Annotated in this window: 21 protein-coding genes; all 21 read right to left on the reverse strand. The window is 43.1% G+C overall.

Annotation, left to right across the window (positions count from 1 at the left end):
- Positions 1–14 precede the first annotated feature (14 nt).
- The 21 genes from CRN97_RS07095 to CRN97_RS07200 all read right to left on the reverse strand — a co-directional run bounded on the left by CRN97_RS07095 (position 15) and on the right by CRN97_RS07200 (position 22,753).
- Positions 15–686, reverse strand: coding sequence for an acylneuraminate cytidylyltransferase family protein (locus tag CRN97_RS07095; protein ID WP_097076381.1), 672 nt, complete (start codon positions 684–686; stop codon positions 15–17).
- Positions 683–2,092 carry a hypothetical protein gene (locus tag CRN97_RS07100; RefSeq protein ID WP_143483254.1) on the reverse strand — a complete coding sequence of 470 codons (1,410 nt, stop codon included), beginning with the start codon at positions 2,090–2,092 and terminating at the stop codon, positions 683–685. The genes CRN97_RS07095 and CRN97_RS07100 overlap by 4 nt, the downstream gene beginning before the upstream one ends.
- A gap of 5 nt (positions 2,093–2,097) precedes the next feature.
- Positions 2,098–2,658 (reverse strand): acyltransferase, encoded by a 561-nt coding sequence (locus tag CRN97_RS07105; protein WP_179670702.1) that lies wholly within the window; start codon positions 2,656–2,658, stop codon positions 2,098–2,100.
- A 1-nt stretch (position 2,659) separates the two neighbouring features.
- Positions 2,660–3,619, reverse strand: a complete 960-nt coding sequence (locus CRN97_RS07110) for a glycosyltransferase family 2 protein (protein ID WP_097076384.1) — start codon at positions 3,617–3,619, stop codon at positions 2,660–2,662.
- 11 nt (positions 3,620–3,630) lie between these two features.
- Positions 3,631–4,458, reverse strand: coding sequence for an NAD-dependent epimerase/dehydratase family protein (locus CRN97_RS07115; protein WP_097076385.1), 828 nt, complete (start codon positions 4,456–4,458; stop codon positions 3,631–3,633).
- A 4-nt stretch (positions 4,459–4,462) separates the two neighbouring features.
- Entirely contained in the window at positions 4,463–5,545 is a 1,083-nt protein-coding gene (locus tag CRN97_RS07120; protein WP_097076386.1) for a hypothetical protein, read from the reverse strand.
- Positions 5,542–6,504, reverse strand: coding sequence for a GNAT family N-acetyltransferase (locus tag CRN97_RS07125; RefSeq protein WP_033152086.1), 963 nt, complete (start codon positions 6,502–6,504; stop codon positions 5,542–5,544). The genes CRN97_RS07120 and CRN97_RS07125 overlap by 4 nt, the downstream gene beginning before the upstream one ends.
- A 17-nt stretch (positions 6,505–6,521) precedes the next feature.
- Positions 6,522–7,682, reverse strand: a complete 1,161-nt coding sequence (locus CRN97_RS07130) for a glycosyltransferase (protein WP_097076387.1) — start codon at positions 7,680–7,682, stop codon at positions 6,522–6,524.
- Positions 7,679–8,902, reverse strand: coding sequence for a glycosyltransferase (locus CRN97_RS07135; RefSeq protein ID WP_097076388.1), 1,224 nt, complete (start codon positions 8,900–8,902; stop codon positions 7,679–7,681). The genes CRN97_RS07130 and CRN97_RS07135 overlap by 4 nt, the downstream gene beginning before the upstream one ends.
- A 15-nt stretch (positions 8,903–8,917) precedes the next feature.
- Positions 8,918–9,688 carry an AglZ/HisF2 family acetamidino modification protein gene (locus CRN97_RS07140; RefSeq protein ID WP_097076389.1) on the reverse strand — a complete coding sequence of 257 codons (771 nt, stop codon included), beginning with the start codon at positions 9,686–9,688 and terminating at the stop codon, positions 8,918–8,920.
- A 21-nt stretch (positions 9,689–9,709) separates the two neighbouring features.
- Complete coding sequence (gene hisH, locus CRN97_RS07145; protein ID WP_097076390.1) at positions 9,710–10,321, reverse strand: imidazole glycerol phosphate synthase subunit HisH; 612 nt, start codon at positions 10,319–10,321, stop codon at positions 9,710–9,712.
- Entirely contained in the window at positions 10,322–11,479 is a 1,158-nt protein-coding gene (locus CRN97_RS07150; RefSeq protein ID WP_044935128.1) for an N-acetyl sugar amidotransferase, read from the reverse strand. It abuts the gene before it with no gap.
- Positions 11,480–11,488: 9 nt separating this feature from the next.
- Complete coding sequence (locus tag CRN97_RS07155) at positions 11,489–12,847, reverse strand: sugar transferase (protein ID WP_097076391.1); 1,359 nt, start codon at positions 12,845–12,847, stop codon at positions 11,489–11,491.
- A 1,238-nt stretch (positions 12,848–14,085) separates the two neighbouring features.
- A complete protein-coding gene (locus tag CRN97_RS07165) occupies positions 14,086–15,054 on the reverse strand; it encodes a hypothetical protein (protein WP_097076393.1) in 969 nt (322 codons plus the stop codon).
- Positions 15,055–15,114: 60 nt separating this feature from the next.
- Positions 15,115–16,194, reverse strand: coding sequence for a Gfo/Idh/MocA family protein (locus tag CRN97_RS07170; RefSeq protein WP_097076394.1), 1,080 nt, complete (start codon positions 16,192–16,194; stop codon positions 15,115–15,117).
- The gene (locus CRN97_RS07175) at positions 16,194–17,447 is read right to left on the reverse strand and encodes an O-antigen ligase family protein (RefSeq protein WP_179670703.1); all 1,254 of its coding nucleotides are present in this window, start codon (positions 17,445–17,447) and stop codon (positions 16,194–16,196) included. The genes CRN97_RS07170 and CRN97_RS07175 overlap by 1 nt, the downstream gene beginning before the upstream one ends.
- 11 nt (positions 17,448–17,458) lie before the next feature.
- Positions 17,459–19,006: a ComEC/Rec2 family competence protein gene (locus CRN97_RS07180; protein WP_097076396.1), complete on the reverse strand. Its 1,548-nt coding sequence runs from the start codon at positions 19,004–19,006 to the stop codon at positions 17,459–17,461.
- Positions 18,985–20,148: a DUF6077 domain-containing protein gene (locus CRN97_RS07185; RefSeq protein ID WP_097076397.1), complete on the reverse strand. Its 1,164-nt coding sequence runs from the start codon at positions 20,146–20,148 to the stop codon at positions 18,985–18,987. Before CRN97_RS07185 ends, CRN97_RS07180 begins: the two co-directional genes overlap by 22 nt.
- On the reverse strand, positions 20,148–20,849 hold the full coding sequence (locus CRN97_RS07190) for an acylneuraminate cytidylyltransferase family protein (protein WP_033152137.1): 702 nt from the start codon (positions 20,847–20,849) through the stop codon (positions 20,148–20,150). The genes CRN97_RS07185 and CRN97_RS07190 overlap by 1 nt, the downstream gene beginning before the upstream one ends.
- Before the next feature lies 1 nt (position 20,850).
- The gene (locus tag CRN97_RS07195) at positions 20,851–21,900 is read right to left on the reverse strand and encodes an N-acetylneuraminate synthase family protein (protein ID WP_083380618.1); all 1,050 of its coding nucleotides are present in this window, start codon (positions 21,898–21,900) and stop codon (positions 20,851–20,853) included.
- A complete protein-coding gene (locus CRN97_RS07200; protein ID WP_097076398.1) occupies positions 21,890–22,753 on the reverse strand; it encodes a glycosyltransferase family protein in 864 nt (287 codons plus the stop codon). Before CRN97_RS07200 ends, CRN97_RS07195 begins: the two co-directional genes overlap by 11 nt.
- Positions 22,754–22,755 lie beyond the last annotated feature (2 nt).

Consider the following 22,755-nt stretch of genomic DNA (forward strand, 5'->3'; position numbering starts at 1 on the left):
AAAACCTTACTTTCTTACTTTAACTTTCCCTTTGACTTGAGGAATGTGTATACTGCATCTGCCAACTCGAAATCGTCAGCATTATCAATATCTACGCACTCTGCTGCATCGCACTCAACGATGTATGGGTTGAGACCGCATCTAGCGTGAGTCTCTGCGAAGCACTCCTTTGTGAATACGTATGGAGATGGGTTCTCTGTGTAGAATGCTTCCATATCCTGTGTACGTGGTGGATTGCTAAGATTAAAATTGAATGGCTTACCATCCTTCCAGAAGAATGTCTGATGCTTCTGGCCTGCAAAAGCAGATGATGCCTTGCCTGCCTGCACTGCCTCGATACACTCTTTGATGTGCTCTGTAGTAGTGAAAGGTGCTGTGGCATGGCAGAGAATGTAAACATCAGCCTCTACTGTCTTAACAAACTCCTCGTAAATTGCACGGCCCTTGCAGAACTTGTCATCAAGGAATGTAGGGCGCTCAAGGAACTCTACTCCCTCTGGCAAATACTCTTTGATAGCTGGATTGCTGCAATAGCAGTAAACTTCATCGATGCAATCACCCTTGAGGGCTGCTAGCTTTTCAGTGATGACTCTAACAAGGGGTGTGCCGTCTGAAAAGCACTTAGTATTCTTGCCCGGTAATCTTTCGTTATTCATTTTTATAGGTACGAATGCTACTGTTTTCATTTTATATACCTCTCTATGTAGTTACTTATATTCGCAAATGCGTTAGGTTCAAACATACCATCTGGATCCACTTTGCCGGCACGACCTGTTTTGATTAGGTCCACAACCTGCTCTGCTGTATCAACCAGCGGTACATTCTTTTCCTTAATAAAATACTCCATATTTACGGCGGTGTCACCATAGTTTAGAAGGATGGTGTCGCAGCCAAAGCCGATGCCTTCCCAAACTGAGGCTGTGCGGGTGCTGACAACCACGCTTGCTGAGGCAAGGTATTTGAAGATGTGATTTTCATTGTTGTCAATCACATCGAGTTTGTCGTTTACAAGCCAAGGATAACGCTTTTTGTAATAGCCAAACTCCAGTGGATGGAGCTTGTAGATGATGCGGTATTCATCTCCAATCATATCTGCCACTGCAGCTGCCACCTTGCTGATTTGTTCGCCCTCTGCAAGAGTGGAAATGAAGCAGATGGTTTTGTCATCCTTTGGATTTTCTGCCTGGTAGTGGGCTCTCTGCTTTTCGAAGAATGGGAAGCCAACTGTAATCATATTTACATTGTCTGGCAGGTGCACAATTGGAAGCTGTGTCTCACTGTAGATGAGCTCGTCATCTGGAAGCTCCGTAAGATGGTCCTCTGGATTGTACTGCATTGGTGTGTGAGTAGGAAATGCGAAGCCGTGGCTATATTCCGCAGTATGAATTCCTCTCTCGTGACCAAGCATACTCATAGCGTAGCTTTCCATTGCGTAATAGCAGATTTCAATAATAAGCTTTGGATTAGCCTTATCCAAAATCTTACCACAATATTTCTTAGTGATATCGATGTAGTACATTCTATCTACGATATCAGGAATAAGCTTTTCTCTTAAATCTGGGCCAAACTCCTCTTTAACTGCGTCTAGGATTGGGCCGATTTTTTCTGTAACAGCTGCTGTGCGTCGCTGTCGAACTTTCGTATTGAATTTCTTTGAAAGCTTTACTGCAAGGTTGGTCTGGAATGCCACCCTATCAGTAAAATAGACATTGTCCATGCCGTTAGGTGTGCAATGTCCATGGTTTTCTGGATGTTCAAGAATTACGCTGTTGTACTTCTTTGCTATCTCATCGCAATAGATGTCCTCATAGATGCCAGTGTCGGCATTCTTGGTACGACGTCCATTTCCGATGAATAAAACATCCACATTTTTATATATAAAAGGCTTTAATGCATTGATTGCCATTTTGATTAGCTCTGACTTGGTAAAGCCCTGGGCATCGCCCTCTGTACGACCTACTGTCTCAGCTTTGATGGCATTGTGAATTTCGTATCTGTATAAAGCCCACACATGCATGCCTTCAATTTCTATTTGGTTACATTTATGCTCCCTCTCGAAGGCGAGGAAGTTTTCTATTGTTGGTTCTTTCATTACTTCTATACCGTGCTTTTCATAACTAGATTCGAATGATTGCTCACTACAGTGTGATCTGGAATATCCTTTGCAATAATGCTTCCAGCACCGATGAAGCAATACTTGCCAATTGTTACACCTGGAAGAATTACTGCACCATATCCTATCAAGCTGCCCTCACCAATTTTGATTGGGGCACCTGATAAATCCTGATGCTCAATCGATTTGTCCGGGATACTGTAGCCATGCGTAGAATCATTCAGCATAACATTAGGAGCGAGAGTTACATCATCCTCCAAAATAATGCTATGTGTGCATGAAATGTGACAATTCTGACCGATTTCCACCCTATCACCGATTTGGATGTGTGGAGTGAATTTCTGGTCGTTGAATCTATCAATTGCTTCGATTCTAAGCCCATTCAGTATATAAGAATAATCACCAATACTGATGTATTTTCCGCCCATTATTCGAAGTGGTTTAAACATAACCGTATGCTTTCCCACCCTTTCGAACTTATGATAGCGAATAACGTACAGCCACATATATCTAATTGATTTAAGGATATTCTTAATAAATGACATATTATCTCTCTTCTTTATCGTATGTACGCTCGCTAATAATATAGCGTGGTCTCTGCTTTGTTTCCATGTATGTCTTTCCAACATACTCACCGATTACTCCAAGCGAGATGAGCTGGATACCACCAAGAAAGCAAACAGCAACCATGATGCTTGACCAACCAGCATTTGTATTTCCAAGGAAATGCTGAACAATTGAATAAATCAAAAGGATAAGACTGATGAACGCTACGAACACACCAAAGCCTGTAATCATACGGATAGGCTTAACACTCAAGCTAGTAATACCATCAAATGCAAGGGAAAGCATCTTTGAAAGTGGGTAGTGGCTCTCACCAGCAATACGCTCATTTCTTGCGTAGTATACGCTAGTACTCTTGAAACCTACAAGTGGGAACATTCCGCGAAGGAAAAGGTTGACCTCCTTGAAGTTTGCAAATTCGTTGAGCACGCGGCTTGAAACTAATCTGTAATCAGCGTGGTTGAAAACAACTTCGGCACCCATGCCATTTAAAAGCTTGTAGAAGCTTTCAGCTGTGAAGCGCTTGAAGAATGTGTCTGTAGCACGGCTGTTACGAACACCGTAGACAATTTCGCATCCATCTAAATATGCATCTACCATTTCGTTCATAGCGTTGATATCATCCTGGCCATCGCAGTCGATAGAGATAGTGATATCACAAAGCTCCTTTGCTTCCATAAGGCCCGCAAGAACTGCATTCTGGTGACCGCGGTTGCGGCTCTGTGTGATGCCAACGAAGTGCTCGTCCTGCTTTGCAAGATCCTTGATGATTTCCCATGTAGTGTCCTTAGAACCATCGTTTACGAACATTACACGTGACTTGTCATCGATTTTGTCATTCGAAACAAGCTCCTTGATTTTATCGAGGAACATAGGGGCTGTAATAGGAAGAACTTTCTCCTCGTTGTAACATGGAATTACTATGTATAAAATTGGTTTCATAAATATTCTCCTTAATATAAAGCCATAATTTGATCTATCTTCGAGCTATCACCCCATACAGCCTTTGAATCGTATGGACGATCTGGGAATGTGCCATAAGCAAGGCTGATAGAGAATCCATTGTCTTCGATGAATTTCTCTACGCGGTCTGCAAGCTTCATTGGCTTACCTGTGCAGCACTCGATGATTCCCAGCACTTCATCCTGCATAGCTGCCTTAGCAACCTGCTCACAGAATAAATCGTAGTCTGTGAAATCATACTGATTCTGACCTGTAGTGAATGGGAATGTGGTGTCGCCTGCCTCTGCTGCAGCTGTAAGCTTAGAGAAAATGCTACATCCCTTGTGAGCGTTACCAACTATATAGTAGCCTCTGAGCCACTGAAGCTTTACGCCTGTCTCTTTGCAGAGGAGCATTGTAGCCTGGCGAAGGGCATTCTTTGAAATACCATAAAGTGACTGTGGTGCACATGGTGTGTCTGCCTTGATGCAGCCTTCCATAAAGCCAATTTCGTGCATGGTGCCCATGACGCACATCTTTCTGATGCCGGCGCGGCACATCTTTGAAATGAAATCGTAGTGATGTGGAAGGTCGTTCATATGGTTTTCTGAAGCATGGCGGAAGCCGTCGCGCCAAGCCAAGTGAATTACAACATCTGGCTTTTCGAAATAGCCATATGGGTCCTCAAGTGTGAAGAGATCCGCATCTATACGCTTCGCGCGTGGGTCAACATCGTCTGTGTGGAAATCCGTAGCAACGACCTCTGCGCCAAGATCAAGCATGGTCTTAACCACACCTTGCCCTATATATCCATTTGCACCTGTTACTAAATACTTCATAATTTTATACCTCAAACAAATTATCTATCCATGAGTGAATACTATATTTACGACGCACGGTTTCGTTATCCGCGTATGGCTTGTCTAGCCATTCCGCATCCGGAAGGACGAAATCCGAGTAATCGCCGGAAGCTTCTGCCTCATCGCACTTGCTTGGTAAGTTCTCCATGACTAAATCATTGTCTTCATTATAGAACTCATAGTCACGTAAATAAATGTTGTTTGTTACCAACTTTCGCTTGATTCCAAGGGTTTCCATTGTACGCATTGTCAATCCCTGCTGTTTTTCGTGAGCAAGGTCGATGACAGCCTTGGAATGCTTTACCATATCGCGGATGATATCTGGGCTGAATGGCTCGAAGCTTACGATATCCATATCAAGATTCTTTACAAGCTTAGGGTCCTTCAGCTTTTTGCCGCGATATACGCTAGGATTCAAGTAGAGCTTAAGGCAAAGATTTTTGTCCTTGTTGGCTTCCTTGAATGCCTTGAAATATCTGTATCGAAATGGGAAAAAGGCTGATACACTGACATAATCGTACTTGTATTCCTGCACCTCATCCATGCTGTTTGCATCGAATTCATCTGAATAAAAAAGCGGAAGAAGCTTGTAATCCATATCGGAATTAGCTGCATCTACCGAATCGAATGTGCCTCTCCAATCGAAGAGTCGACCAAGCTCGCCTTTGTGGCGCATATTTTCGAAAGAATCCCATGAATAATAGATAGATTTTCCGTTGGCCTTTAAAGCGTGGAGCTTTAATTCGTGGATAGTCAATTCGTTTAGAACATTGCCGCGGATAACTAGCATATAATCGTATCCGCCTGCCGGCATCTCTGCCAAAATCTGATTGGTAAGCTTTTTATTGAACCTATCAAAGATGTTTGGCTTATGGAAGATGCTCTCAATATTTTTCATAATCAAGAACTTTGTCTTCTCAGGCTCCTCATCATAAAAATGAGGATTGGCACCACGTGCCACCAAGTCCTTCTTTATCTCATTCTGATAAGTATAGAACTTTGGCATGATAATAAGAATGTTCTTGGATTTTAAGTCTACTTTGTAATCAAACTCTGTGTTCATCATAATCTTGCAATAGTTTCCTCTGCTTCCTTACGGATGATTTCTGGATTGAAGACCTTACGGAAACGATAGTATTCCACTGGTCTGCCGCCATACTCTCGGAAGCTGTGATTTATCTGCTTTACAACGCTGCCTTCGAAGTCGAACTTAAGGCCAAGGTCGTGGGCCTTTTCGATTGACTTGTGGACAAGTGCGTCGTATGTCTGTAATCTTGAATGCTCTGGGATTGGGCCACCTGCATCAAGATAAAGGCTTTCCTCATCCCAAACTAAAAAGCTAAGTGAAAGAACTTCGTCGTTCTCACCGAGAGCTGCAAAAACTTCGCCTGCATTGTGGGCGTAAGCCGCTTCGTATATACGATGCCACTGCTCTCTTGAAAATGGAACTGGTAAATCCTGGCGAGCAAAAATCTTTTCATGCTCGGTGTAGAATGTATCAGCGTCGATGGTGCCGAAGTGGTGAACGTTTTTCTCACCCTTACGAATCATATTTTTATATTTGCTGCTGATGTTTTTATCAACCTGCTCCATATCAGATGTATCCTCGATAACATAAGTGTAGCGAGGGATTACGCTATATCTGTGCCAGAAAAACGGAAGGAAGTTCTGGTACTTGTACTGGAACTGCTGCTCGTAAATATCGAGGCCCATGCTCTCGATAAACTCGATGGCAGCGTCGCAGATTTCTTCCTCATAGCTGGCGCGCTTTGCCAATGACTGTGGGTCCTTTGGATAGCTGACAATCAAGCCATTTGTCTGTGTAAGAGGTGGCTTAGTGATACGCTTTATTCCATTTTTCTGCTCAAGATAATATGGCATAGCAGCCCAAATGCGGCCGCCCTTTTCATAGAGCCATACATCCCAATTCTCAGGGCCAACTACCGCATCAAGCCACCATGGCTTTGAATAGATGCACACGTAATTGTCCTGGCAAAATTTTTCAAACTGTTCTTTATTACTCATTTTATCCTCTTTAGCTTTTAAGCTGTGTAGATTCTTCTTGCGATTACTTCGTAATCAAACTGAAGCTTTGCAAATGCAAATGATTTGGCCTTTGTCTGCTCCAAAAGCATTGGCGTTTCTGTGATGCTCTTGAATACGTTTACCATGTCGTCAACTGTCTCAACGAAGAAGTAATTCTCGCCGTTGCAATCGCTGTATGTAGCATCCTTGTAGGTTTCGTGTGGATATGTCATGTTGGCACATCCGCAGCACATAGCAGTCTCGAATGTGGATGACTGGCCGCCTGGCTGGCAGTACAAATCAACGCCTGCAAGGAACTCCTCGATTTCTTTATTAACCTTCCAACCCATGAAGCGGATACGATTATCAGACTCCAAAAGCGGGCGAAGGGTTGATTCCATATCCTCTGGGATGGAACCGAATACAAATAGGGCAAGGCGTGGATCCTGTACCTGTGAAAAAGCCTGTAAAAGCTCTGCTGTACGCTTGCCTGCTGAAAGCTTTCCTGAGTGAGCCATGATGATGGCGTCCTGCGGAAGGCTGTATTTGTTGATGATGTTCTGGCGAGCTTCGCGCTGCTGCTCAGTAGAGTAAATGATTCCGCCAATGGCCATGAACTCCATCTTGTTATCTGGAATACCGTAGATATCCTTGAGCCAATCTCTCATCTGCACGCCAAGGTAGAGAATCTTATCAACCTGTGGCAATGCCTTATGAACGAAATGGCCATGGATGAATTTGTAGAATGCCTTGCTGAGTGGTGTCATAGCTGAGTTTGTGTAGTCCTCGTGGCTATCCATGAAAAACAAGCATTCTGGATGATGCTTGCAGTAATCTGCCACATCCATCATTTCGAATCCGCACACACCATGATAAAGGATAGTGTCTGGCTGGATTTCATTAAGATATTTCTTAAGCTTGCGGCACTTTTGGATTTTCTCTGTCCAAAGGTCGCTATTGAAAACTCTGTCGTATTCAAGTCTGATAAGACGGGCGCCATTATCAAGGATTCTATCCTCCTCTGGGCCCTTCACAAGCTTGCTGCCCTCGTAATGATAAACATCAGTGATAATTGTTACATCATGGCCATCCTTACGATTCATGGCTATAAGCATATTTTCTTGATACAACATGCCCTCTGTAAAATGAGAAGGCATTCCTATATGTAAAACTTTCATTTATTGTAAATCTCCAAATAATTACGGTACATTACCGCATTGTCGTAATTTGCCACCGCGTAATTGCGGATTTCCTCGGCAGTGAGGCCACGGCCAAGCTGTGTGCTGATTGCTTTCTGCAGTGCCTCTAATGTAGCAGCATATTTCATATCTGCATCGCCAGCAATATCCACGCGGACGAATGTGCCATAAGGCTCAGGTGCGGTTTCCTTTGTGCCGCACTCATCCAATCCTACAACGGGCGTGCCGCAGCACAATGCCTCTATGCATGTAGTTGGGAAGTTTTCCGCCTTCGAGCATATTATAAACAAATCTGCCTCAGAATACCAACGAGCCAGTTCGTCCTGATCCTTGGTGCGAGCAATCAGCTGCACATTTGCTGAGTGGCGCTTTGTTTCATCGGCCCCTACAAGCACGAAATGTGTGTCCGGCATAGTCTCTGCCAAATCAACCACCATCTGGCCGCCCTTTCGCACATCCATGATATTTGGTGCAACTGCAAGGATGAGCCTAGCATCAGCCGGAATGCCAAACTGGCTGCGGATAGCGTCGTCCTTTGGTCTCGGATAGAAAATCCCGTCGGTGTCGATTCCGTTATGTATAACCTGAATGTTGTTGCCATACAGGTATGTTTCCTTTGTTTTGTCTGCAAGCCATTTAGAAGGTGTGACGATTGACTTAAGATTCAAACCATCCATGGCTTCCTTTTTCTCAGCAAGAAGCTGAGCTGTTTTGTCGATTGCCAGTGAGCTTACGTATTGACGAAGATATGGGCAGTTGCCGCATCCGCTTTTATAGCCCTGGCACTCGTATGCAAAGCCGCATTTACCTGTGTACATGTATTCGCAGTGGAATGTCCACACTACAGGAATCTGCTGCTCCTTCAAAAACTCCAGCAACTCTGTGATATTTACAAAGTATGCGTGAAGCTCGTGTATATGAATCAAATCCGGCTGAAAATCCTTTATGTACTGGATAAGATTTGCTGTGGACTTTGGTGAGTAGCAGCCGTTTTTGCCAGTGATTCTAGCTAATAATGCGTGCTTTTTTGTCTCCCAATCCACGCCGAATTTGTAAATTCCTGGTTCATCTATGACATCTCCACGGCCGTAGGCGATGCGAGCCTCGTGGCCATCAGCGTTGAGACGGCGGTATAGGTCATACACTATCTTGCCTGTGGAGCTGTATTTGCAGTTAACATCTAATAAAAGAATCTTCATGGTCTCGTCCTTGATTTACTCAGAGTATATCCCTGCATCGGTGAGCTCTTCTTCGGTAGGAGCTGTGATGAGGACTGCCTTGAGGCGGCCGTAGTATACGAACATGCTTCCGCCTGCTGCTGCGTGAGCATGGCCGTTTTCAATAACATCCTTCAGATCAGAGATGCCACCTGCACCGCCACAGGCTGTAACAGGAATATCTACGGCGTTAACCACCTGATTTACAAGGTCGATATCGTAACCTTCCATCATTCCATCGCGGTCGATTGAGTTAAGGAAGATTTCTCCAACGCGAAGCTCTTCGGCATGCTTTGCAAGCTCTACTGGGCTCATGTCGATGACCTTTGTGCCATCACAGATAACGCATTTATACTGGCCGTTTACGATTTTGGCGTCGATTGATGCAACTACCGACTGGGAGCCAGCAAGTGCAACTGCGTCCTTAACAAGCTGCTCATCCTCAACAAGGCTTGTGTTTAAAACAACTTTTTCGTAGCCGATAGCAAGAAGCTTTCTAACCTGATCTAAAGTCTTGATTCCGCCGCCATATGAAAGTGGCATGAAGGCTTCAGACGCCATATCTGTAAGAAGCTCAAAGTCTGGTTCCAAGCCCTTTTTGCTGGCAGAAATATCAAGCACTGCCATCTCGTCGATACCCTTACGGTTAAAAATTTTCAGTGCGTTGACTGGGTCACCAAGGTATGTTGGCTTTTTGAAGTTTATTGTCTTTATCAAATCCCTATCATCAATAAGAAGAACTGGGATGATTCTTGGTCTATTAAACATAATTTTTCCTTTAGGCTATTGCTAGCACTTCTTAACAAAATTTTCTAATAGTCTCATTCCGAAGTCGTGGCTCTTTTCCGGATGGAACTGAACGCCGTACACATTGCCTTTGTTGACTGCGCAGGCGAATTCGTATCCGTAGTCGCATGTCATCATAACATCCTCAGCGTTTTTACAAACAGCGTGATATGTGTGGACGAAGTAATATCTCTGGCGACCTTCTATTCCATCTAAAAGTGGCACGTTCTTTTTGAACTCTACGATGTCCCATCCCATGTGAGGAACCTTGAGGTTCATCTCTGCTGGGATGTCGAAGCGCTTGCAGCTGAAATCGATGAGACCAAGGCCAGGAAGCTGACCTTCCTCGGAACCATTTCCAAGGAGCTGCATGCCAAGGCAGATGCCAAGGATTGGCTTGCCGTTTCTTGCTTCTTCTTTAATTAAATCTACAAGGCCTGTTTCGTTGAGCTTGCCCATGCCGGCATCGAATGCGCCAACGCCTGGCAGGATAATTTTATCTGCTGCCTTAATTTTCTCTGGGTCGGCAGTGATGACGCTTTTCTCGCCTATTACTTTCAACATATTGGCAATGGAACCTAAATTTCCCAAACCGTAATTAATTATTGCTACCATTTAAAACCTCATGTTACGTTTCTCAATTCCTAAAATCTGGCAAATCTTTACTCCGAGACGAATCATCCACATAGAGTTTTTGTAGTCGTCTGGGGTGTGGGCTGGGGAGTTGATGATTTCATCGAATTCCTCAGTTGAAATCCCAAGCTTCTTTGCGATGTATTCCTTATCCTGCTCCATCTGATCTGTGTCGTATGGATTTGTCTTTAGCTTTTCAAGAGCTTCCTCACGAGTCATTGTGCCAGCTAAAATCTGAGTTGAGAATACATTCTTTCTGGTGTCGAATCCAAATTTGTATGGAAGGTAATATCCCTCGAAGAATCTGGTAAATACGTTTTCATAGTGTTTGTTTTCATATTTGGTCCAGCCATATTTCTCGTGTAAAAATTCCTCGGCCTTAGCCTTGTCATAGACTACGTAATCAAGCGGATAGAAACGCTTCATTCCATACACGTATTTGTAAAGCAAACGATACTTGAGAATGCCGCAAGTAGGGTATGTCTTCAGTGGACGCTTGCCGAATTTCTTGTGAATGTCCTTGTACATACGAAGGTCGTTCATGTAGATCCACTCTACTGGCGGACGAACGAACTCTGTACTGTTGTTGGAGCCAGTAAGCACCCACTTGATGCCATGCTTTACAGCATAGTTGTAAAGAGATGCAAAGATTGCGTGATCCTGAGGAGCATCGCAGCTACTGATTCCTGACTTAAACATAGAAAGCTGGAAGTCGCTCATCTCCTTCCAGTTAATAACATCTGTATACATATCAAGGTCCATGCCCTTGACGATTTTTTCGATATTTTCAACAGCTACGTTCAGGTTCCATCCTGTATCTACAACGTAGATAAGTGGACGAAGGTGCATAACTTCCTTTGCGATATATGCAAGGTACGAGCTATCTGCACCGCCTGACATACCAAGGATACAATCGTAATCCTTGCCCTCTCCGTCTTTACGAATCTGGGCTGCTACCTTTTCAAGCTCCTCCCTGTTCTCCTTGTTTGGATTCCAGTATGGCTTGATATTCTTTTCGAAGTTGCGACAGTGATCGCAGACACCCTGCTCATCGAACTCAATCATGGAGTCAGTTGTATCCATAACACACTGAGTACAGCGCTGATATTCTCTCTTAATTTTAGGAATGTAAATTGCCATAAATACCTCTTACTTTTGCTTTTCTAAATCTGCTAATATGTCATCGGCGCTAACCACTTTGTCGAAGCCTTCTGTGCTTTCCTTCTTGAAGACAATGCGGATAGTCATGAGGATGAGCTTCAAATCAAGTAAAAAGCTATAGTTTTCAATGTACATCAAATCAAGCTTAATTTTGTCGTAAGCTGATGTGTTGTACTTACCATAAATCTGAGCGTAGCCTGTGAGGCCTCCCTTTACCTTGTTTCTAAATTCGAATTCAGGAATGGCGGCTGTGTATTTCTCCACATGCTCGGTACGCTCTGGGCGTGGGCCAACGATTGACATATCGCCCTTTATAATATTGAAAATCTGTGGAAGCTCGTCGATACGAGTTGCACGGATTACATGTCCTACCTTTGTGATGCGATCATCGTCATCTGTGGCTGGGCGCTGCTCTGCATCCTCAACCATACTTCTGAACTTCAGGATATCGAATACCTTGCCATCCTTTGTGACGCGGGCCTGCTTGTAGAAAACAGGGCCATGATCCTCAAGCTTGATTGCAAGTGCAACGATAAGCATAAGTGGTGAAAGAACCACTGCGGCAATTACGCAAAGAATCACATCAAAGAATCTCTTAACGATTTCCTGCTCAGGTGTGAGGCCTGTTGTGTTGATCATCACAAGTGGAGTGTCAAACTGGTGAATGCCCTCACCACCAGAGATGATAACATCAGAAATCTTCGGAGTGATATATGTCTCGATTTCGTGCATGTAGCAGTATTTCAACAAATCATTTCTCTGCTCAGCACTAACATCCGAAATTACGATACCGTCATAGTCAGCAAGCATCTGGCAAATCTTATCAATGCCCTCATCGATGCTAACGATGTTTTTGATGTTGTAGCTATCTGCTCTAGTGTCCATCTTGAGCTTTAGCCCAACTGATTCTTTATTTCCGTACACCATCAAAAGCTTACTAGCCTTTGAGTGGCGCTCATATATTGCGAAGAAGATATATACGCTGATTCCTGAGAGGAGGAAATCCCCAACTGTCAAAAGAAGCATTGGCTTCACTGGAATCATGATGTTTGCCATCAAGCAGAGCTGTAAGTATGTAACCGCATTTACGATAAAGATTGCAATCCACTGTGAGAACAACACATCTGCGATTTTCAAAATGCCATACTTGAAGCCCTCACACAGATGAATGATTACCAGCATCAGTATGAAGTATATTCCCATGAGCACATACTTACCACGGCCCAGGAATGGGAAGAAATACTCCCTATCAAATATCATGTATTTCCAAACGAAATAGTATGCAACTGCCATGATGGCAAGCTCTATAACGCTCTCTATTTTTCTTATAGTATTCTTATTTTTCAAATCTTATTTCTCCTAGAAACAACATTCAGTAGTCTATATAAATTTATTACAAAATGCAATCCTTAACATTATACCATTATCTGGGCTAAAATGCTCATTTTATTAATATGGAAAACCCAGGGTTTATTTCAACCTGCTTGTTACAGGATACCCATCCAGTCAGCGAGTCAATGATGCCCTTCGGCGCTTCGCGTCATTGACACACTGCCCTTTGATGGGTATACGGTAATCAAGCAGGTTTGAAACTCGGACTGTGGCGGAGCCACTAGTACCAAGGAAGAAGCCAGGACACGCGGATTGGTGCTTTCTTTAATTCGGCGTGTCTGTTTTGGAGGCCTCAGACACGCGCTTTTGCTGTGCCTTCAATTCGGCGTGTCAATTTTAGGCTACTTGAACACGCCGTTTTGCTATTTCTAAATTTTGGCGTGCTTCTTCTCCTTCTTCTAGACACGCGGATTCAGCAATCTTCCTTTTCCGCGTGTTTTTTGTCCTTTCAGGAGACACGCCCTTTCCTCCTTTTCTCTTTTCCGCGTGCTTTTCGCCCTTCTAGAAGACACGCAGATTTTTGTTTTTTCCATTTCCGCGTGTCTCCGACTAATCCTTCGACACGCAGATTCTACAAAGCATCAATTCTGCGTGTCGCCATTACCTCTCCCTGACACGAAGATTACGCTATACTCCGTTTCTTCGTGTCTCTAATTCACATCTCCGACACGTAAATTCTACAATTCTCTTATTCTTCGTGTCGAAAATCTCCTCTTCCGACACGAAGATTCCAATATTTGCTCATTCTTCGTGTCTTTTTTCTCTTTCATAGACACGAAGATTCCAGCTTCCTCAGAGTCTTCGTGTCTCTCACTTAAAAAATTGACACGAATATCTCCAGCTTCACTGAATCTTCGTGTCTTTCGCTTTAAATCATGACACGAAAATCACTGCATCTACCATTTCTTCGTGTCTCCTGCCTTCCCCTGGTACTGGTGGCTTTGCCACAGTCCCAATTTCAAACCTGCTTGACCACCCCATATCAGTTGGAGGGCTAGGGTCAAGAGGCGTAGCGCCGTAGGCCTTGCTCTTGACGCTGGGCCGAAGGCTGATATGCTGTGGCTAGCAGGTTGAAACATACTCTTCAGGCTAGCCAACAAACTCAAACAAGCCACTGTCCTACAATTAGCTTCCACAGCAGCATAGCCCCTCCCCTGACAACAAAAAAGCGCCCCGCAGGGCGCAAGATATCATTATTGAATTCCTTTTAGTAGAATGTCTGCGATGTACTCCATATCAGCATCGTCATATGTTTGTGTGATTGGTAGTGGTACTAGGTACTTGGAAAGCTTCTTTTCGAATGCATTTGTGTCTTTGGATTCCTCAATCCATCTCCACCAACGTGGAACGAATATTTTATTTTCAACAAGCATCTCCCTGAGGCCTTCCTTTTCAAACAAGAATGGGTAGACCATAGGTGCTCCATTTTCCAGAACTGGCTTTAGTTCGTTGTACTGGCCAAGTAGCTGATGAAGCTTGTTGAAATTAGAAATACGTTTTTCGTTTACTGATGCCAAATCGATGCCTGACATCATTGTCTCTGTCAACTTTGACATGTAGCACATTCCTTCTACATTGATGTGCTCCTCGTTTTCTTTTGACATAGCGTAAGCTTCGTTTGGTCCTGCCTCGATTGCTTTCAACAAAAAGCCTGCTGCATCGGCACTATTACCTGTAGGAATATCCAAACGAGGGATATCAGCGCCAACTAAGAAAGCACCATCGGCCACCCCAAAGAATTTACGACAGCTGTATGCGCTTAATGTACCACGCATTGGCTTTGTAAAAAAGCCCTGGGTATTATCAAAAAGAACATGACTGTGCTCTGCAATAATATCCTGCTGCATCACATGGGTCATAATGCCAAAGTAATTCGTATATACGAAGAGGGCTCGGTCATCAAAACCACCTTCAGGCGCGATAGGCATAAGCTGCTCATCAATATTATAGTAACGAGCTTCCACGCCGACCTCTAAAAGACCAGCCTCTACTGTCTTACAAGTGTAGTATGGGATGTAGCAAGTTTTGTAGTTGAATGCAAGACATGCATAGGCAATGGCATTACGACCACTGTTCAACGCTACATAGTCAAATCCCGGGAAATAATCCGTATTAATTTTATTGATTTCTAGTGGCAAGCATCCACCATATTCCTTCTGCATATCTTTTCTCCATATACAACGGAATCCAGCCTTAATAGCCGGATTCCAAAATTATTATAATTATTTATCAAATCTTCCTACGAAGTCCATTGTGCTGCAATCCTTCATTGGGAATTCAACTGATTCTCCTGTTGCAGCTGATTTATAAATAGCAAGAACCATTTCAAGGGCGCGACGTCCTGCCTCGCCGTTTACATATGGCTCTCTGTCGTTTTCGATAGCATCGATAACATCACGATAGAGCTTTGTATGACCAAATCCATATACGTTTGGAGGAAGCTCTGAGCATTCTTTCTTAACCTGCTCTGGCTCGTCGATGTAATCTGAGAAATTCCACTCTTCAAGAAGGTTTACAGCATCTCCGCCGGCCTTAACTGTACCCTTATCACCGAAGATGTAAAGTGTCTCCTCGAGGTTCTTAGGGAATACGTCTGTAGTTCCTTCGATGATACCGTAGCTGCCGTTTGCAAACTGAACGAGAGCGATACCAAGGTCCTCAGCCTGGATGTAGTCGTGCTTTAATCTGTCTGTCATACCTACGACACGAACAACATCATCACCCATCATCCAACGGAGAAGGTCGATATCGTGGATACACTGATTCATAAGTGCTCCGCCGTCCTGCTCCCATGTGCCTCTCCATGAAGCGCGGTCATAGTATTCGTGGTCACGAGCCCAGCGAATGTGAGCTGTACCGTATAAAAGACGACCAAATCTGCCCTTTTCAAGAGCTTCTCTAATCATCTGGATTGACTTGTTGAATCTGTTCTGGTGGCAAGCACAAACCTTAACACCTTTCTTGTGTCCTGCTTCGATGATTTTATCTGCATCTGAAAGTGAAAGAGCGATTGGCTTTTCTATGATAACGTTGCAGCCAGCCTCGATACAATCGAGAGCAATCTGAGCATGCTTACCTGACTCTGTAGCGATTGCTACAAGCTCTGGCTTCATCTCCTCAAGCATCTTTTTGTAATCTGTGTATTGCTTAACATAGCTTGCATCAAGATCGAACTTCTTGATTTTGTCTTCTGTGTTTTTAAGGTCAAGGTCACAAAGTGCAACTAAATCAAGGCCTGTTTTCTGTGATGCTACTACGTGGTTTGGTGAAATACGTCCACAACCGATAATTGCATATCTCATTATTTATCCTCCTGTTTCAACAAACAATACGCCACTAAATAAGTGTAGTATGGTGTCATGTATTTATAGAACATATCAATGCCCAAATCCATGAACACAAATGAAATCATAAATGAAAATATTATCAACTTTGCCATTTTGTTTTTGGTAAAGAATGATTTAATGATTAGGTAAACTGGGAACCAGTAATACATTATAAACCCAAAGATTCCAAAAGAGAATAATAGCTCGAGGAAATTCATGTGGGTGTGAATGTTTCGGTATGCAATAACTGTTCCTTCGTTTGGTCTATATTCTTCAAGCAATGAATATGGCATTTGCTTGAATGCATAGAAGCCGTGGCCGAAAATTGGGTGTTCCCAGAAATGCTCCTTCACCGCAGCTATAACTGCCATTCGCTGTCCTGTGCTGGTGTGCAAATCGTATTCTGTAGCGCCGATTCCTGAAAACATTTCAACGATTCTATCTCCGATGATTCCATATAACGCTGGAATCAACATAATAGCTGCTGAACCTGCCACAGCAATAACTACAAGGATTAGAATGTTTCTTCTAACTGTCTTTTTATCTTTTGCCGAACCAAGAAGCATGATTGCAAATACTAGCACGATTGGAAGTACTGATGATTTTGAACCAGATGCTACAATCTGGAATATTGCAAGCAAAGCTCCTGGCAAATGTTTTTTGAACTGTCTATTAATGATTACCTGATACAAGAGTGGAATCAACATAACCAAAAGCAGATTTCCTGTATCAACACATGTGCCGGCTGGTGTAGCGCCTACACGGGAGGTCATACCTTCTAACCATTCACCCCACACCGGATCAAAGATAAGGCTTGTAATAAGTGTTGCCACTATGACGATGTTGCCTGCCCAAGAAATCACATCAAGCATATCCTCTTTGTTATGGAAGAGAATAATCATAATGAATATAGCCGGAACAACTGTCAAAATGTGGTACTGACGGCTGTACATATCGGTGTAAACGCCAAGTTTAAAGTGGCCGTATATGAATACTAAAACCGAAAATGCCAATAACCATGCCATAGCCGGATTAAACAAAGCCTGTTTTATTGTCTTTTTATCCTTAACAAAAAGAATTAGACACCATGCTGCCCCAAGAGCGTTCGCAATAACATTAGCCAATACGTACTGCATTCCAAGGGCAATGCCAAGGTCGCATCTGGCGTACACAATGGCTGCCACCATTATTATGGATATTAGCCTTTTATGTTTGTAAATCTTATCCATCATAATCTCCATTAATTAAAAACAAAAACGTTTGGCGCTGATTTGAACCAAACAAGGCGAACTCCGGCTTCGCTTAAATAAGCTGCCAAAGCTCCCGCTGTATAGTTAGGGCTGGTCATGATTGCATCTGTCGTATCGAAGATTGCAACTTCTGGATTGACCAACTCGTAAAAACCTGTTTCAGTAGGCATGCTATTATTGCCATGGTGTCCGCATTGAAGAATATCTGCCTTCAATTCATCACCATAAGTTTTAACTAAATAGTTTGCCATGTATTCGCTATGGCAATCACCGCAAATAAGAATGCTGCGATTTGGTGTAGCCATTTTAAAAACTAGCGAATCGTTATTTGGAATATCCTCACGACAATCTACAACCACATCATCAAATGCATTGAAGAAAGTGATAGTCAAATCATCACTGAAGGTTAAAACATCGTCTCTTTGGACATAATTGATATTGTCTGCCTCTGCTGTGATTTCCTGGAACTTGTTGAAAGAATCAACATCATCCCATTCCTGTGCTACGCTGTAGAACAAATCAGCATCCAGTGGTGTGATGTAAACCTGGTCGATAGTGATGCCCTGTGGATCCTCGTAAATTGCATTGAAAGCATCGATGTGATCCATGTGATAATGAGTGATTATCCAAGCGTCAACCTCTCCACCTAATGCCTTGATATTCTCACGAAGCGTATCGTCATTTTCACCATGACCGCCGTCGATGACGATAAGTGTGCCGTCCTTTTGGTTGTACATTGTGTAGCACATGCACTGCAAGTCTGAACCGTCATCGTACTCTGTCAAAATCCAATCGCCGTAGATTGGAGTGAGAACTGCATAATATGGTGTGCGGCCGTAAAGCTCAAACCCATAATTCAAATATGTATTTAAGATATCTTCTGCCGCAGATACAACAACATAATCCACGTTGTTGTCAGCGCAATAATTCGCTACTGATTCTGGATTAGGTGTTGGATTTGTAAGCTCGTATGCTATATCATCAATTTCTCTGCCATATGGCATAGAGAATCGGCTATCGATTTGACGTAGATAAATTGTGACATCCAATGGTGCCATGATACGGATTGTATCGCCTTCATAATCAGCAAATACATCGCTGATGGTGATAACATCCTGAGGAACCTTATTGCGATTCTCAGCCTTTGTAAACCAATCCTCAGTGTAAAGGCATCTGCCACAGATACACACTACTGCCAGACTGGCAACCAGTGCTATAAGCTTTTGCTTACCCTGAAATCTCATTACAAAAAGTGTCAGGCCATATGCCACAATAATCAACACTGGAATCACACTATAAAAGCGCAAGTAATATTGTTCAAATGCATTTTCCTTGAGAATCCATTTTCCGATTATCAAGGTCAACGGATTATATATGAAAACTAACACAAGTCCTGTATACCATAGAAATGTGTATCGTTTTATTTTTTCTTTTTCAAAGAATAGAATCAGCCCTAGAGCAACTACAAACAATAATGCATATGCAAGCTTGCCCCAAAATGTGGCTGATATTCCTGTTATGACATTAATCCATTCCATAAATTATAAAAGAAATTTGGCTCCCATTGTCTTTGTAGTAACAGTGCTACGCTTACATAAATGATTGCCTGAACAAAAGGCCCAAACAGGCCGGCAAGCAAATAGCGTATACCATAGATTCTACGGTTGTATACTGACATCAAAACGAACATTCCCACCACCATAATAGTGACAAGCAACGCTGATGTGACTGTAAGAGAGCATGCGCCTAGTGACACCAAGCAAATAGTCAGTGCTACTCGCTTATCAAGTTCTTCAGCAAATGCTCTAGCTAAAAAGCAAATCATAAACGGAACTACAACTGCTGTGAGCACCGCTTTGCCCTGCCACAATGCACAAAGCAAACGGAAGGTTGGTGAATAGTGGGAAAACATTCCCATGATGTATGTTACCGATAGGATAATCATAAAAATCAACCTATCATCAGCTTTTGCAAATAGGAATCTAGCCATGTAATAATAAATACCATATGCTACCAAAAGCATAATTACAGGCAAAATTGTATGGCAAACTGTTGTGACATCAAATGATGATACAACAAAAAGATAAGCTACATAAGTAGTCCAAGATTGTGCCACTCGCTTTGGTGATGTGTATGGTGCCTCACCCGTGATGAAGTTTACATTGGTAATCATATCGCTGTTGATATCATCTACAGAAGTAACTACAACATCATAATCATCATAAGACCATTCGTTAATCTCGTAGCGGTATGCTGCATAAATCTGAAGCAACATGAGAACCGCTAGAATTATCGCATATACGATATTAAGCTTGTTTGTTTTTATTTCTCCAAATGTTTCTCTGCAATCAATCCTGTAGATTCCTAAATCCGTTTTGAATTTCTTGCCATCGATTACGATCCAAAGAATAACAAGCGCTACTACTATCAACGAATAGATGATAGACAGTCTATGAAAGCCTCCCACAATAAGCTTTGTGGTCATAGTTTTGTTCTGGTACCAGCAGAACCCAAAATTCAGCATATAGAAAACTGCCTGAAGGCTAAAGAATCCTGCAATGTAACGAACAATCGGGCTTTTCAATATTTGACTCTTTGCTCTGTATGTAATTAGTCTGCCCACTGCTACAGGCACAAGTGTGAAGTGTAGCAGGAAGGCTAAAGCTCTAATTAAAATCATTATTTATTCTCATCTAATCTTTTTTGTAAAAGGCATTTTGCGAATTCAAAGTCGATTGGATAATCGATGTCGATTGAATCCTCGCGCTTCATGATATAGGCAACTGTGTTGTCACAGTAGTATGTACGCTTTTCCTTAAGAAGCTTGTAGTCCAAGATATAGATAGCTCCGTTTGGCACGATGTATGTCTCGTTGTTCTGGCGGTTTGTCATGGTAATGCCCTGGCCAAAACCTGCGTTTTCAACACGGCCCTGCTCGTTGAGCTTGTGATACCAGCTAGCTGGAACCTCTGCCTCTGCAAAGGAAATAAGTGTAGTGGCACCATCCTTTTTGAACTGCTCCAATGCTTCATCGATGTGCTGCTCTGTACGGAGAGGCACTGTTGGAAGAAGCACCATGAACTTTTCAATCTGCTCTCCTGTTTCATTCATAACAAACTCTGTTGCATGAAGATAAACATCGATAGCTGATGCTGTATCGCTTGAAAGCTCTGCTGGACGCATGAATGGAACCTCAGCTCCGTACTCGCGTGCAACTGCGGCGATTGCCTCATCATCTGTAGTAACGATGACGCGATCTACGCCCTTTGCTTTCTTGGCCGCTTCTATCGTATATGCGATAAGAGGCTTGCCACAGATTTCTTTAATATTTTTTCCTGGGACTCCCTTAGAGCCCCCTCTAGCTGGAATAAATGCAATCATCTTAGAAATCTCCCCACTGGAATAATTCGTCTGCTTCGATATCGCGCTTAAGCTCTTTGCCGATAAGCATTTCGTAGAACTTAGGTGAGATTGCTGTACCTGGGCGCTTGTAGTCAAGGTCTTCCTCTGTGAGGATGTGGCCTTTCTTGAGGTCGCATGCTGCTACGATTGAGCGCTTGTACTCCTCACGCTGGTGCTTGCTTTCGTTTACAACCTTGCGGAAACTTCCCATCATCTTGTAGCCCTGCTCTGCAGCGTCGCAGATAATCTTCATTTCCTCTGGGTTTGCTGAGATCTTGTGATCCCATCCCTTCATGTTCTTGTCCATTGTGAAGTGCTTCTCGATGATGCAAACATTCTTTGCAATAGACATGATAGGTGCAACCACACCAAATGTATGATCAGAGTATCCTGTAGGATATCCAAATGCCATGCGGTACATATCGATGTTGTTGAGGTTAACCTGCTCGTCTGCTGGTGGGTAGATTGATACGCAGTGAAGTACGCAGATTTCCTTGCATCCGCCTGCCTCGATTGCTGCGATAGCGTTAACAACATCATCCATGCCTGTAAGTCCTGTAGAGATAACTACTGGCACGCCCTTGCTTCCGATGTACTTAAGGAATGGTACGTTTTCAACGTCCATAGAAGCTACCTTGATGAATGGAACGTGAAGCTCATCAACAAGAAGATCTACGCCAGCCTTGTCGAAAGGTGTTGATGTAAAGTCGATGTCGAGCTCGTCGCAATATGCCTTAAGCTCGTGATGCTGCTCCTTTGAAAGGGCGTAAGCTTCTACGATTGACTCAAGTGTATAGTCTGTTCTGTTGCGATAGTCATCGCCTAAGAAATAGTTGTCGTCGTAATTCTTCTTTGAGAATACATTACTCTTTGTGAAAGACTGAAGCTTGATGCAATCAGCACCGCACTCCTTTGCTGTCTTAATCATTGTCTTTGCAAGCTCCATATCACCATTGTGATTTGCTCCAAGCTCTGCAATTACGTATGGCTTTTTGCCACCTGCTACCATATCCTGATAATTAAATCTCATAGGAATCCTCCATTAAAATATTGCTCCACCAATAACCGTTGCGGTCATGGCTTGTATCTATTGAATCAATATCCAGCTTCTGCAAATCCTGATACAGGTGCTCGAAGTAAGGATATCTCTTTGCCAAGTTTTTATAGTGTGTCAGCTTTACTTGGTACTCCTGCTCCACATTGTGAGAGGTGCCAACCTGATTGCTATCGTGAATGCGATAGATGGTGTCGGCATTGTCAACAAGCTTTCCCGGGCCAATGTCCATAAGAAGCCTTGTGAAGAAATACCAATCAAACACTGGGCAATCTCCCTCTGAAAGTGTGGCCATGAAATCGTCGGTCAGCATGTGAAGATTGATTGCTGTAGTGCCCATTCCGATGAAGTTGGACTGGGAAATAAGCCTTGCACTATCAACTGTTTTAGGCATGTTTTCAAGGACTGTTTTGCCGTCCTCTGTAACTAATTCATTATAGTAGAAAGCATATGATTTGTCTAATTGATAGGCCTCCTTGAAAGCCCTAATTCTGGTTGGCACGAATGTGTCATCTGCATCACAAACCACCAGCAAATCATAGCCTAGAGCCTTAGCTTTCTTAATCATCTCTATACGAGTCTGGGCGATGGTGCAGCCCAGCGGACGCAGGTTGAGGAAATTGACTTTGCCATTGAGATGGACCAAGTTTTGATTTGCATCCTGCTGGTCATTAATCACATTAAGCCTAATCAAATCCTCATCTGTGTAATTGTCGTTAGTTATCAACAAGTCGAAGTCTTTATCCTGCTGGTTATCCACGGATGTGAGTAAATCCTGGAGGAAAACTTCCGCCTGCTTGTATATAACTGTTCCTAAAACAGCTTTCATAC

The organism is Pseudobutyrivibrio ruminis DSM 9787, assembly GCF_900218035.1.
In the GTDB taxonomy this organism is placed as follows: Bacteria; Bacillota; Clostridia; order Lachnospirales; family Lachnospiraceae; genus Pseudobutyrivibrio; species Pseudobutyrivibrio ruminis.